At 56.4% G+C, this 14007-nt stretch carries 10 protein-coding genes and 1 pseudogene; 3 read left to right on the top strand and 8 right to left on the bottom strand.

From position 1 onward, the window contains the following. The first annotated feature begins 104 nt into the window (after window positions 1-104). Both C7445_RS10475 and C7445_RS10470 read left to right on the top strand, forming a co-directional pair. Entirely contained in the window at window positions 105-860 is a 756-nt protein-coding gene (locus tag C7445_RS10475; protein WP_134160105.1) for an exodeoxyribonuclease III, read from the top strand. A 62-nt stretch (window positions 861-922) separates the two neighbouring features. Beyond that, entirely contained in the window at window positions 923-1594 is a 672-nt protein-coding gene (locus tag C7445_RS10470) for an MOSC domain-containing protein (RefSeq protein WP_134160103.1), read from the top strand. A gap of 77 nt (window positions 1595-1671) precedes the next feature. On the opposite strand, the gene C7445_RS10465 is transcribed toward C7445_RS10470, so the two are convergent. From C7445_RS10465 to C7445_RS10450, 4 genes and pseudogenes are all read right to left on the bottom strand, one after another. Further along, on the bottom strand, window positions 1672-3072 hold the full coding sequence (locus C7445_RS10465; RefSeq protein ID WP_243835129.1) for a hypothetical protein: 1401 nt from the start codon (window positions 3070-3072) through the stop codon (window positions 1672-1674). A 153-nt stretch (window positions 3073-3225) separates the two neighbouring features. Then, a pseudogene (locus tag C7445_RS10460) lies at window positions 3226-3543 on the bottom strand (hypothetical protein); the annotation flags it as partial. Between the two features lie 105 nt (window positions 3544-3648). Beyond that, the gene (locus C7445_RS10455; protein WP_134160101.1) at window positions 3649-5073 is read right to left on the bottom strand and encodes an NAD-dependent malic enzyme; all 1425 of its coding nucleotides are present in this window, start codon (window positions 5071-5073) and stop codon (window positions 3649-3651) included. A 45-nt stretch (window positions 5074-5118) separates the two neighbouring features. After that, a complete protein-coding gene (locus C7445_RS10450) occupies window positions 5119-6756 on the bottom strand; it encodes an L-lactate permease (RefSeq protein ID WP_243835128.1) in 1638 nt (545 codons plus the stop codon). A 328-nt stretch (window positions 6757-7084) separates the two neighbouring features. On the opposite strand from C7445_RS10450, the gene aceB reads away from it, so the two are divergent. Beyond that, the gene (gene aceB, locus C7445_RS10445; RefSeq protein ID WP_134160099.1) at window positions 7085-8689 is read left to right on the top strand and encodes a malate synthase A; all 1605 of its coding nucleotides are present in this window, start codon (window positions 7085-7087) and stop codon (window positions 8687-8689) included. 146 nt (window positions 8690-8835) lie between these two features. Here the strand turns inward: aceB and C7445_RS10440 are convergent, their stop codons facing one another. Genes C7445_RS10440 through C7445_RS10425 form a run of 4 tightly spaced genes read right to left on the bottom strand, consistent with a single transcriptional unit; the run spans window position 8836 to window position 13804 of the window. Next, window positions 8836-9615 (bottom strand): IclR family transcriptional regulator, encoded by a 780-nt coding sequence (locus C7445_RS10440; protein ID WP_134160097.1) that lies wholly within the window; start codon window positions 9613-9615, stop codon window positions 8836-8838. 10 nt (window positions 9616-9625) lie between these two features. Further along, complete coding sequence (locus C7445_RS10435) at window positions 9626-11155, bottom strand: FAD-linked oxidase C-terminal domain-containing protein (RefSeq protein ID WP_134160095.1); 1530 nt, start codon at window positions 11153-11155, stop codon at window positions 9626-9628. Beyond that, window positions 11152-12480 (bottom strand): (Fe-S)-binding protein, encoded by a 1329-nt coding sequence (locus tag C7445_RS10430; RefSeq protein WP_134160093.1) that lies wholly within the window; start codon window positions 12478-12480, stop codon window positions 11152-11154. Before C7445_RS10430 ends, C7445_RS10435 begins: the two co-directional genes overlap by 4 nt. A 1-nt stretch (window position 12481) precedes the next feature. After that, window positions 12482-13804, bottom strand: coding sequence for an FAD-binding oxidoreductase (locus tag C7445_RS10425; RefSeq protein ID WP_134160091.1), 1323 nt, complete (start codon window positions 13802-13804; stop codon window positions 12482-12484). Between the last annotated feature and the right edge of the window lie 203 nt (window positions 13805-14007).

Here is a 14007-nt window from a genome sequence, read left to right as displayed (position 1 = left end):
TATCCATGATTCCAACCCTGAGCACTAGCAGAGATGGCGGCGGATCGGCCTGGAGAACGCAAATCGGTATGGTATGCTTTTGGCAAGCAAGGAGGCTACATCAATTGAAACTTGTATCTTGGAACGTCAATGGTTTGCGAGCATGTGTCAATAAAGGGTTCCTCGACTACTTCCACGACGTGGATGCCGATGTGTTCTGCTTGCAGGAGACCAAATTGCAGCAAGGGCAAATCGAACTGGACCTCGGTCCATCGTACCAACAGTATTGGAATTACGCTGAAAAGAAAGGGTACTCCGGAACGGCCGTCTTTACGAAGATGCCTCCACATTCTGTCCGATACGGAATGGAAGACGATGGCGAGCCGGAAGGCCGAATCATCACGCTCGAGTTTGCGTCATGCTATGTCGTCACCGTATATACGCCCAATGCCAAGCGCGATCTTTCCCGTCTTCCGTACCGCTTGGAGTGGGAAGATCGATTTCGCGCGTACTTGCTCCATCTCGACGCGACAAAACCGGTCATTGCCTGCGGTGACCTCAATGTGGCGCACAAGGAGATCGATATCAAAAACGCGAAATCCAACCGTGGCAACTCCGGTTTTACAGATGAAGAACGCAATAAGATGACACAGCTTTTGGACGCAGGCTTCACAGATTCTTTCCGCTATCTCCATCCAGAGCGCGCCGACGCGTACACATGGTGGTCGAACATGCCAAAGGTGCGCGAACGAAATATTGGATGGCGGATCGATTACTTTCTCATTTCGAATCGGTTGCGCGACAAGTTGCTGGACGCCCGCATTGACGCGCATATCCTGGGTAGCGATCACTGTCCTATTGTGCTGGATCTGGCGGAGTAAGTGGCCTGCGCGGAAATGATGGCAACAGTTTATTCCACTCACGAAAATAGGATGTGTCCGACATGACTTCACCGCGCGTTATATCGATCCAGGTTGGATTGCCGAAGCGCTACGAGAGTGGATCGACTTCATCTAGGAACGAGTGGTACTCCGCGTTCGACAAACAACCTGTGAATGGTAAGCGCTATGTGCATTTCGATCATATAGATGGCGATGGCCAAGCGGATCGAAAGAATCATGGTGGTCCAGACAAGGCTGTACTATGCTACGCGGCGGACCATTATAGGAAATGGACACGAGAATTGCATATCGACTTACCCTATGGAGGGTTCGGCGAAAATCTAACCATCGAAGGCATGGACGAAACCAATGTTTGCGTTGGAGACGTTTTGGCCATTGGCGGGGCTAAGTTTCAAGTCAGCCAAATGCGCGGTCCCTGCTGGAAGATTTCCGCTCGCTGGGGCATTCCGGATTTGCTCGACCGAGTGAGAGCTTCAGGGCGAACCGGTTGGTATTTGCGCGTGCTTGAAAAAGGCTATGTAGAATCGGGGCAACCAGTGCAGGTGCTGGAACGAAGACATCCGGATTGGACCATCGAACGGATCAACGATGTGTGCGAAGGTCGCCTGACCGATGGTAACGCCATTCGCGATTTGCTTACGGTGAACGAATTATCCGCAGCGGCCCAGAACGTGGTGGCGTTGCGGCTACGACGGATGCTGGATCAGGCGTGATGGAGGGATTGCCAACCTGGCAACGGAGAGCATCGCGCATCGGCGCGACACTCTCCTGCCAGTTCCATATCAATCCTTTACGCTCCATCTGGCCAGTACGCGTTGCCGCGAATCACATACCCCGGAAGCGACACTGGTGGCTTGTTGTGAAACTGATGCTCCACTTGCTGCGGCGTCATCTGGATAACGCCGATGGCGTCCGCGTTGAGTGGGCTTCGCAAAAGCGCCAAGATGGTCTTCCCTACCTTCGTGCACTCGCTGGCCCGTGGATCACTTGGCGTAAATGGAAATTGCATAGCCCAAAGCAAATCCGAGGGCAAGTCGCCGTGATTGTAAATGACCGTATTCAAATTCCAGGCTTGCCGTTTTCCATCTTGATACATGCGAAACGATGGCACACCAGGCACATTCGCACCAATGGTCGTATCCCAGTAACTTGCTAGACTGTCCGCCACCTCTCGTTCGTCCATTTGTAAGTCGGCCATTGCGGATTGCGCCTCCTCATGCACATAGGAAGCACTGGGTTTACGCAGAACAGCGCTGAATCCGTGTACTACGCTTTCAGATTTCGCAGTTGGCAGCGGATCGCTCGGGAAACAACCCACCCACTGCCCAACAGCTACCCAGACGCGGCTCCCATCCCGTACGAATGTTGGAAGGACGAGATTCGTGCCCGTGGATACCGCCCAAACGTATTCGGAATCACTCCGTGGGATCGAATATTCGACAGCTTGGCCCGTTTGCAGATTGAACGCCACCAGCCGATCCCAAAAGCGGAATGCCCATAATAAGGGCTTTTGATTGGGATAAAACGGCGGATACTGCGGACCCTTTAGCGCCACCCAAATCCAGTTGCCCACCTGGCCAAGAATTTGGTTATCCAGCGAACCTGGCGTTGGCCCTTCGGGATTCGCAGCCGATCCGTACATAGGAATGGCTGCCGGCCATTTGGCAGCAGATTTCCCCTGTATATCCACAGTGACCGACTGCCGTTCAAAGTTACCCGGGAAAGCGGTCGGAAAGACAAGTTTGACCGGACCTTGATAGGTTATCTGAGTTTGAGCTGGTACCTCCCCATCCGATTGCAACGTATCTGCCGCCGGATCGAACCATGCCGCATGCCACACTTTCGAGAACACGAAACCAGTTCCATGGTTGATGGACGAATCTGTTCGAATGAGCAGTTTCAAGCGATTACGCTGTACGGTTATACCAGCGATCACACTGTTCGCTCCATACGTCGAATAGGTCGGAACGAAGTACCACCCCACAGACGTCGCTTCCTTCCCGGATGTGGAAGCAGCCCCCACGTCTTTACGGTCATGCTTCGGCGAGGTGGACATCCCGCCAGACGCTTGTGGTTTCCCTGGATGATTGGTGACAGTGCCAAATGCCTGCGAACCACATCCTGTTATACCCAACAAAATGGAACAAACTGCAACTGAAGCGATGCTTGGCCTCACTCTACCGTATCCCATGATCTCTTGCCTCCGTGTTTTTCAGGCATCTCGATGAGTCTGATAAGGCGTACAGGAGGAGTTTGATGATCTGTTCAAATTCGCCAAACAACGTGATATTCCTTTCTTCTAAGACCTATCAAAGCATATACAGGGCAAAATTGAAGAGCACGAAAATACCTTATCCGATCCTCGCAATCCCCGTCCCGTCACATAGTGTGCAGTAGGCTCTTTCGATTCAAGTCCGGACGATGCATCTTTCATATCTAGTTGCAAGCGATTGACGATCTGGACCAGATGTTCCTGGCCGAGGAAGTTCTTCTGCTCAAATCGACTTTTTTGTTCTACGAGTTTTGCGTACTCTTTCCCAACACGCTGATGCCACGACTCCCACGACATCATCCGCTCGATGGCTTGTTGAAACATGTCCCGATCCCACGTCCGAACGGCTTGCCCCTTTCGGAGCGGTTTCCACTCCACCGTTGACATCTCAGGAGTTGAGGGTAACCCTCCATAGAGATCGCATGTCAAAACGGCAGGGAAGTGTACTCCACCTCCCTGCCGTCCATTCGCGCCAGCTCTTTTCAACGCACCCGTTCAGAAGTTGTCCTTCGGCATCACTTCCCGGCGTGCCACGTCGGTCCGACGGGCTGCCTCGGCGACCGCATCCGCGACTCGTTGCACAACCGCTTGATTAAAGACGGACGGAATGATGTAGTCCTCTCGCAACTCGTTCTCACGAATGGCCGAAGCAATCGCCTGTGCCGCCGCAAGCTTCATGTCCTCGTTGATGGTGTACGCCCGCGCTGCCAGCGCCCCTTTGAAGATGCCCGGAAAACACAGGACATTGTTGATCTGGTTAGGGTAATCGGATCGACCGGTCGCCAAAATCCGCACATGTGGGGCAGCTACTTCCGGCTCAATTTCCGGCGTCGGATTCGCCATCGCAAACACAATCGGATCTCGAGCCATTTTACGCAGATGTTCTACCGTCAGCACGCCAGGGCCCGATACGCCAATGAATACGTCGGCCCCAACCATGGCATCATCGAGCGATCCGGTGATGTTCTCCGGATTGGTGTGCTCCTTGTACCAGTTCCAAATTTCGTTTTCATACTCCCTTCCGCGGTGCAGGATTCCCTCCAAGGTCACGCCAATGATGTTCGTCACCCCGGCGGAAAGAAGCATCTTCGTGCACGCCACGCCCGCAGCGCCGATGCCGACCACCACCACCTTAAGATTTTTCAACTCTTTACGCACCAACTTCGCGGCGTTCAGCAAACCAGCGAGCATCACCACCGCGGTACCATGCTGATCGTCGTGGAAGACGGGAATGTCCAACTCAGTCTTCAAGCGCTCCTCAATGTAGAAGCAGCGCGGAGACGCTATGTCTTCCAAATTGATGCCGCCAAATGCTGGTGCAATGCGCTTCACCGTCTCGACGATGGCGTCCGGATCCTTCGTGTCCAGGCAGATGGGAAACGCATCGATGCCCGCAAACTGCTTAAACAGCATAGCCTTACCTTCCATGACAGGCATCGCAGCGTATGGACCAATGTCGCCCAGTCCCAGTACGGCCGTACCATCCGACACCACGGCGACCGTATTTCGCTTAATGGTCAACTGAAACGCCTTCGATGGATCTTCATGGATGGCCTCGCATACCCTCGCGACATGAGGCGTATACACACGCGACAAATCGTCCCGGTTCTTGACCTGAATCTTGGGCGCAATTTCGAGCTTGCCGCCCAAGTGAACCAGAAACGTCCGGTCGGATACCGCCACCACGTGGATGCCATCTTCAGCATCTAACAACTCTGCAATCTGACGGCCATGCTCGCGATTGCCCACATTGATCGTGACGTCGCGCACCACGGCTTCCTGTGTGACGCGGATCATATCGACCGCGGCGATGTCGCCTCCAGCATTGCCCACCAGACTGGCCAGCTTGGCGAACATGTTGCCTTGATTGGCGATCTCGAGGCGATAAATCAGGCTGATTCCACTGCGCTGCAATTCCATGCTCGACCTCCTCATGTGCCGTCGCGATCGGATGATGCACATTCCTTACGGTTTCGGAATCATGCCGCTCCACACATGCGCTTGCAGCACGACCAAAATCCCCAGAAGAACAGTCAGAACGAGACTGTGCCAGAACGTCCGCCGGATGACGAAACCCTCTTTTCCGCGCAATTCGCCGGTCGATACACCGGTCGTCACGTTCTGTGGAGAGATCATCTTGCTCATGACCGCGCCTGACGAATTGGTTGCCGCCATCAATACGGGATTCAAGTGAAGCCGATTGGCCGCTACCACTTGCAAATTGCCAAAGAGCGCGTTGGACGATGTGTCCGATCCGGAGAGAAAACACGCGATCCAGCCGAGGAACCCGGAGAAAAACGGAAACCAACTTCCCAGCGCCGCAACCGCAACGCCAAGTGTATACGCCATGCCGGAGTAGTTGTACAGATACGCCAGGCCAACGATGAACATCACCGTCAGAATGGGGAACACAAGTTGCTTCCACGTGTCGACGGCTGCGATCCAGAACGTCTTCCATCCTGCGCGCAAAAACAGTGCCGTTAGGATCACAGCCACGAGAATAGCCGTGCCCGTGGCCAAAGGTTGGAATGCCCATACCGCGTCGTACGGTTTCTGATAAAGAGTAAGGTACACTTGGTCGTTTAAGCCCGGCCATTTGATCTTCATCTGTCCAATCTCTGCAATCTTGAGGAACGTCCAGATGATCACGACACCTGTGACGGTCAGCCAAGGTACCCAGCCACGCCACAGCGAACCCGTCGAACCGCCTTCGATTGTCGCTGCGGTTTCGCTTTGCGCTCCCGTATGGACGAACGATCGGAAGTGGTTTGTGTCCTTTGGCCGCCATACGCGCGTAAAAAGGACGATGCAGACCAGGGAAACGAGCGCGGCCAACACGTCAGGTAAGGCCGGCCCAACAAAATTGGCAACCGCAAACTGCGTGACGGCGTACGAGAGACCTCCCACGAGCGCCACGGGCCAGGCTCCCTTCAGGGCCTTCCATCCTCCCATGACGACGATCACGTAAAACGGAAGAATGAATGCAAAGATGGGCAACTGGCGACCAACCATCGAGGATAAAGCGCTTACATTGAGGTTCGTAACAGACCCGAGTGTGACAATCGGGACACCTAGTGCGCCAAACGCAACAGGCGCCGTATCGAAGATGAGGGCGTACGTAACAGCTTCCAGAACCGGAAACCCGAGCCCCACTAACAATGCCGAGGCAATCGCCACCGGCGTGCCAAAGCCTGCAATGCCTTCCATCAGCGCTCCGAAACCAAACGCGATGATGAGTAGTTGAATCCGCCTGTCATCCGTTGCATACCGATACATCCAATCGCGAAACTGAGCAAACGCGCCAGTGCGCTGACTGATGTTGTAGAGCCACATCGCGTTCCAGACAATCCACATGACCGGCCAAACCGCAAACACCATACCCTCGCCAACTGAGCTCATCGCGAGATGAAACGGCATCTGCCAACCGGCCACAGCCTCAATAAGGCCCACAACCAGACCCGAAAGCGCCGAAATCCAGGCCGGTGCACGCACCACGCCAAGGAGAACGAGTACGACCGCAATCGGAATGATGCCAATAAGAAACGATAGTCCTGTCGAGTTGCCGATAGGCGTCAACAGTTGATGAAACAATGCATTCCCCATGGAACTCCCCCCATCCGTACGGATTCAAAAGGCGCTACACCGAACGCCTCCCTAACGCATATCCCGTTCGACGATCGCGTCACCTCCACATCACTTGAGACACCCTCGCTCTGACGTCATTGTAGTATGGCACCCACATCATGAAAACGGTTTCCACTGCGAGTTTCAAAAGATTCCGTATAGCAGAATGAACATACGAAAATTTGACGCGAGAGGCTTCTTCATCCTTGCGGCAGTTCCGTTCCGTAATTCAGAACATTATTTCTTATTACACAACAACGTGCTATCATGAAAGCGTATCCAGGGATATGAGGGAGGAGAGATAGGGATGACGGGATCGTACGATTGCCCACAGGGTGTGCAGATCACGGGTGCATACAGGCCAGAGTTTGCCGACATTTTAACGGCGGACGCACTTCGATTTGTCGCGGAACTGGAACGCCGCTTTGGTCCGCGCCGGAATGAGCTGCTGCAGTTGCGTAAGCAACGCGAGGAGCGGCTGTTTACGGGTGAATGGCCGGACTTCCTGCCTGAGACGAAAGACATTCGCGAGAGTGAATGGACCGTAGGACCGATTCCGGCAGATTTGCAGGATCGCCGCGTCGAAATCACCGGGCCGAGTTCGGATCGCAAAATGGTAATCAACGCCCTGAATTCAGGTGCCAAATGCTTTATGGCCGACTTCGAAGATGCTTGCGCTCCCTCGTGGGAAAACGTCGTGCAGGGTCAGATCAACATGCGCGACGCCATTCGTCGTACCATCAGCTTCACGAGTCCCGAAGGCAAGCACTACAAGTTGAACGACGAGATTGCGACGCTGATTGTGCGCCCACGCGGTTGGCATCTGCCCGAAAAGCACATTCTGGTCGATGGGCGCGAGGCTACGGGAGGCCTCGTCGACTTTGGACTCTACTTCTACCACAACGCCAAAGAGCTCTTGGCACGCGGCTCCGGCCCCTACTTCTACCTGCCAAAAATGGAGAGTCACCTGGAGGCTCGGCTCTGGAACGACGTGTTCGTCTATGCACAGGACACGCTCGGCATTCCACAAGGGAGTATCAAGGCGACAGTGCTCATCGAGACCATCCTCGCGACATTCGAGATGGACGAGATTTTGTACGAACTGCGAGATCACGCTGCCGGCCTGAACTGCGGCCGTTGGGACTACATCTTCAGCTATATCAAGAAGTTCCGCAAGCATCCCGAAGTCATTTTGCCGGATCGAGCGCAGGTGACGATGACGGTTCCGTTCATGCGCGCCTATACCCTCCTCACAATCCGCACGTGCCACCGGCGCAAGGCATTTGCGATGGGCGGCATGGCCGCGCAGATTCCCATCAAGAACGATCCTCAGGCAAACGAAGAGGCTCTCGCCAAGGTGCGCGCTGACAAGGAGCGCGAAGCTCAGGACGGACACGATGGCACCTGGGTGGCGCACCCGGGTCTGGTGCCGATCGCGATGGAGGTCTTCAATCGCCTCATGCCGACGCCCAATCAGGTGCATCGCCTGCGTGAAGATGTCGACGTCTCCGCTGCTGATCTCGTCGCGGTTCCGGAGGGCACCATCACGGAGGGAGGCCTGCGCACGAATGTGGCAGTTGCGCTCCGGTACATCGAAGCGTGGCTGCGGGGATCGGGTGCGGTGCCTATCTTCAACCTCATGGAAGACGCGGCCACTGCCGAAATTTCGCGGGCACAAATTTGGCAGTGGATCCATCACCCGAAAGGCGTACTCGACGACGGGCGCAAGGTGACGCCTGAACTGTTCCACCAGATTCTCGCAGAGGAACTGGCGACATTGCAAGATGAACTAGGCCCCGAAGCGTACGCCGAAAGCAAGTTCCCGCTCGCCGCACAATTGCTCGATGAAACGTCTACGGCGGACGATTTTGCCGACTTCCTGACGTTGCCCGGGTACGCGCATCTGGCGTGATCGAGAGAAACCGCACGGCATGAACCCTATGGCCCAACGTGAAAACGCATGACCAACGCCATACGAAACCCCGCCTCCACGGCGGGGTTCTTTTGCAATATCCGCTGTGATGTCTACATTACCCTCTTCCCGATCTTCGGAGACCCTCAAGGCGCGATGAATGCGCTCTTGTAACCGAGGCGCTCCGAAATCCTCTGCCCTGCACGCTTCACCAGGGGAACAAGTTCCATCATCCGCTCGTGCGTCATGCGTAAGCCCGGGCCCGACACGCTGACCGCCGCAACCACGTACCCATCATGGGCAAAAATGGGGGCCGCGACGCAACACACACCTTCCTGATGCTCCTCGATGTCAAACGCGAATCCGGTCGATCTCGTCTCGTCGAGCGACTCGAAAAACTGGTTGACATCCGTGACAGTATGCGCTGTAAGTCTGGGCAATCCATAGCGGCGAACGATGTCCTGCACTTCGCGCTTGGGCAAAAAGGCGAGAATGGCTTTGCCCAGGCCCGTCGCATGCACTGGCACGCGCGTCCCCACGCGGGAATGCATGCGAACGGTGTTTGCACTCTCCACCTTTTCGACGTAGACGACCGAGCCTCGATCCAGCAGAGCCAAATGCACAACTTCGTTTGTCGCAAAGGCCAGCTCTTGCAGTGCTGGCATCGCCTCCCGGCGCATATCGATGGAGGACAGCAGCTTCATGCCGAGATCGAGCACGGTATAGCCCAACTTATAGCGCCCGCTCACGGGATCCTGCTCGATATAGCCCCGCCGCATCATCGTGCCGAGCAGACGGTGCACTGTGCTCTTGTACATGCCCACCTCCTGCGCCAGTTCTGAGATCGCAATTCCGTCGGGATGCTCGCTTACCATCTCGAGCAAAAGAAGCGCTTTGTCGACCGATTTGACTGTATAGTCCTCCAATCGGTTCACCTCATCCTTGTACACTCGTAGTATGCTCCGCGCCAGCCCCGTGCGCCCGCGCACCGCGCACCTGCACCTCTGCTTGATCCGGAAATGAATTGAGAATCTGCCAGTGATCCTCGATGATGTCGCGAGCGTGTTTGACCTCGACGCAGCGTCCAGGCAATGGGATTAACTTGCCTGCATTGACGATGCCTTTGGCGTCAAAACAGGCCTTCACAGCGCGCTGCACTTGAAGTTCGTCCGCTGAGAACATGTAGGCCATCTCGCCAATTTTCTCAATCCCCACGCCGTGCTCACCCGTGATACTGCCTCCCGCGTCCACGCATGCGCGCAACACCTCGGATCCGGCCTGCACCGCGCGCTCCGCTTCGCCTGGTACGCGGCTGTCGTATAGAACGAGCGGATGCAGATTGCCATCGCCCGCATGGAACACGTTCGCAATCCGAAGGCCGTGCCGTTGGCTGATCGCTTCGATCTTCTGCAACACCTCGGTCAAACGAGTACGCGGAATCACGCCGTCCTGCACGATATAATCCGGAGACAAGCGCCCCATGGCGCCAAAAGCCATCTTCCGGCTGGACCACCACAACGCCCGCTCTGCGTCCGATTGTGCCACCTTCACCTCGCGGACGTTGTGCTTGCGGCACAATTCCACCACGCGCGCCATGACCTCATCCACCCCCGCAGCCAGACCGTCCACCTCGATCAGCAAAACCGCTTCGATGTCATGCGGGTACCCGACGTGATAGTTGCTTTTATCGACCGCTTGCATGGCGAGCTGGTCCATCATCTCGATGGCCGCGGGGATGATACCCTCAACAATAATATCCGTCACCGTATCCGACGCGTCTGCGACCCGATCGAAATATGCAAGTGCCGTTCGCAGAGCCTGGGGTTTCTTCAGAATGCGCACCGTGATCTCCGTCGCGATCCCAAGCGTACCTTCTGAGCCCACAAGCAGCCCCAACAGATCGTAGCCCGGTGCATCGCCAAATGGCGCTCCGACGTCGATCACGCTGCCATCTGGCAGCACGACCTTCGCCGCAACAATATGGTTCGTCGTGACCCCATATTTGAGACAGTGACTGCCCCCTGCATTCTCCGCGAAGTTGCCGCCAATCGTACAGACAGACTGGCTCGAGGGATCCGGGGCGTAATAACAATCTTCATGGGCAACCCGCCGGGTCAGCGTGAGGTTCACGAGCCCCGGCTGGACTATGGCCCGCAGATGATCAAAATCGACGGCAAGCAGTCGGTTCATCCGCGCAAGACTCAATACCACCTCGCCGCCCGTCGGCGTGGCCCCACCCGAAAGACCGGTACCGGCGCCACGCGGAAGGTAGGGAATGCTATGCTCGTATAGATAGCGGCAGATTTGTGCCACCTCGTCTGTCGACTCGGGAAACACCACAGCACGGGGTATTGCCGACTCCGCCGTGTACCCATCACAAGCGTAAGCTCGTACCTGATTGGGATTCCAAAGACAGCGGCGCTCACCCACGATGTTCACCAGCGCGTCGATATGCGCATCTCTCATGGCGTCTCCTCCCTTTGATAAGCGAGATCGAGCACCTCGACGGTGTGCATGACGCGAAGCTGTTGATTGCGTTTCTTCACACCGAGGCGAATCTGCATCATGCAGCCCGGATTTCCCATGACAATGGCGTCGACCCCTTGAGGCACGTCGTCCATCTTGCGCTCGAGCAACTCACCGGCCATGACTGGATGTGTGAGATTGTAAATGCCGGCGCTACCGCAACAACGATCCGAGTCTGGCATCTCGCGAAGGTCCACGCCCGGAACGGACGTGAGGATGGATCTTGGCTCCCGGCGGATCTTCTGCGCGTGGCACAAGTGGCAGGCATCGTGGTAGGTGATGGACATGGGAAGTTCGGCTTTTGGCGGATCGAACCCGACCTCGACAAGCAGTTGTGAAATATCGCGCACGCGCGCAGAGAATTGGACCGCCCGTTCGTGCCAAGCGGGATCGTCGTGAAACAACTCTGGATATTCCTTCAGGGCTGCGCCGCAACCAGCCGCGTTGATGGCAATGTAGTCCGCACCCGCCTGCTCGAACACTTCGATGTTTTTCCTCGCCATTTCGCGGGCCATATCTCGATCGCCCGCATGCACCTGCAACGCCCCGCAACAAATCTGATCACGAGGTACCTGCACTTCCACACCGTTGCGTACCATGACGCGCGCAGTAGCCTTGTTAACGTCGGAGAAAAACACGTCCATTACACAACCGGTAAACAGTGCGGCCGTGGCCTTGCGCTCACCTTTCGGCGCCATCACGGGCGGCAACACGTCTATAGCGGGACCGGCGTCAATCTCCGGAATCACGTCTTCCATCTCACGCACTTGTGGCGGCAGAACACGCATGACTCCAGTGGATCGCGCGAGCGTTTGCAGGCCGGATTTCTGATAGAATCGCATGAGTCGCCGAATGGCCTTCAGGCGCCCCGGACGTGGGAAGACGCCGCGCAAAAAAAGTCGCATCAAGGCGTTGGTATCCCCGCGCTCGCGGCGTGCGTGAAAGACTTGTCCCCGCGCTTCTTCGACAAGGGCTCCCACCTGGACTCCGGATGGACAAACCGTCTCGCAGGCACGACAGTCGAGACAGGTAAAGACGGGATCGATCACGCTTTCGTCCAGCGGCAGCTCCCCTTCTGCACAAGACTTAATTAGAAACACGCGCCCGCGCGGGGAGTGATTTTCGTCGCCCCACGCCTGATAAGTAGGGCAGACTTCGAGGCAAAACCCGCAATGTACGCAGACCGAGTACTTGTCTTCCTCCGGTGCGTCCGGAAAACAAAAATCGGTCAAACGTGGTGCCATGGAAGACGAATCCTTCACCATCTCACATCCCTCCCAGAAAACGACCTGGAGATAAGAGATGCTCCGGGTCGAACGTTTGCTTTAACCGCTGCATGACAGCGGCGGCCCCAGGCACAAACGGCGATGTGGTGCACTGTGCGCGAATGGCGGTGGGCGCACGCTCCACAGTCATTTCGAGTGCGGAAGCGGCAATGACATCTCGTAGCTTCTGCCAGCAGGCGGGATCGTCCAGCAAGGCGCGAGCGGGATCGAACGCAATCCTGGCAACACCCGTGATGCCGCCGGCGGTTGCGCTGATGTTGCGCGGCTCCTCGGCAAGTGCAGCAATCGTATCGAGCACCGGCGCCAAAGCTGAAAAAAGCTTAGTCGGCGGCCCTTGTAAGCGGATACAAACCATGCGATCCGAAATGGCCCCGGCATGGTCTGCCCACCACGTATCAGCGGCATGCTGTTCCAGCGTCTCCACCGTAAGCCCTAAATCATGAGCCATCGATTCGAGAATCTGCGTTTGCGCCTTGGCGGATCGCTCATGCTCATCGCAGTCCACGGCGAGCACCCAGTCCTGCGTCTTGTCGGTCTCCCCTTGCCAGACAACTTCCAAGCGGCTCGGCTGCAGCGCCGATTGTACGATCCGTTCGCGAAATGAGCCAAGTGCATCAAGCGTCCCTGCAGCCAACACAGTCTCACGGTGCATAGGCAACGGCCGCAGCTTTAAGGTGATTTCGGTGATCACGCCAAGCGTGCCCCAAGCGCCGATGAACAACTTCGTCATGTCGTAGCCGGCGACGTTCTTGACGACCTTTGCACCCGTACGAATGACGCGGCCATCGAGCAACGCGACGCGCAGAGAAATGGCCATGTCGCGCAACGATCCGTACAGTGCGCGCCGCGGCCCGCTTACCCCCGCGCTCAGCAGGCCGCCAAGCGTCGCATCCGCAGGCGCGGGCGGATCGTAGGGCAGCATGAGACCCGCTGAAGTGAGCGTAGATGTCAGTTCCGACATGGTCAGACCGGGTTCCACCGAGACGATGAGATCACCCTGGGACAAGCTGACCACCCGGTTCATACGCCGCAGGGACAGCCAAATGTCAGGTGCCTCTGCCGGCGGGCCATAGGCGAGTAAACGACCAGCACCGCAAGGAAGCAAGCTCAGGCCGTGATCGCGCGCGTAAGCGAGAACGGCGAGCACCTCCTCTTCACTGGATGGCTCGGCGAGACAAACATCCTGCGAAGACTCGTGCATGTGCAGTGTACAGGCGGGTACGATGCGAACATGATGAAGGCCGATCACGTTGGCCAAATGTTCCGCCGTATCCGCAGGGTGTGGCTTCGACTGAAGCGGCACGATGGGATCGCCTCCAAATGCCCCCTCTGGGGAAGACTCTGGTTCTGCATGGTGAAATACTGTTCTGAATTGTTATATTCATTCTACGGCAAAGAAATGCCCGAGAACAGGTAGAGAACGATTTTCTCTGCTTCACGTCGTCGAAACTGTCCAATTCATCGAGAGCAGCGGTACGATGTTATGTCAAGAGCCCTGGGGCAACA

The organism is Alicyclobacillus sacchari, from assembly GCF_004366795.1.
In the GTDB taxonomy this organism is placed as follows: domain Bacteria; phylum Bacillota; class Bacilli; order Alicyclobacillales; family Alicyclobacillaceae; genus Alicyclobacillus; species Alicyclobacillus sacchari.
The sequence above is the reverse complement of the archived record's forward strand: the minus strand, read 5'-3'. Positions and strand labels throughout refer to the sequence as shown.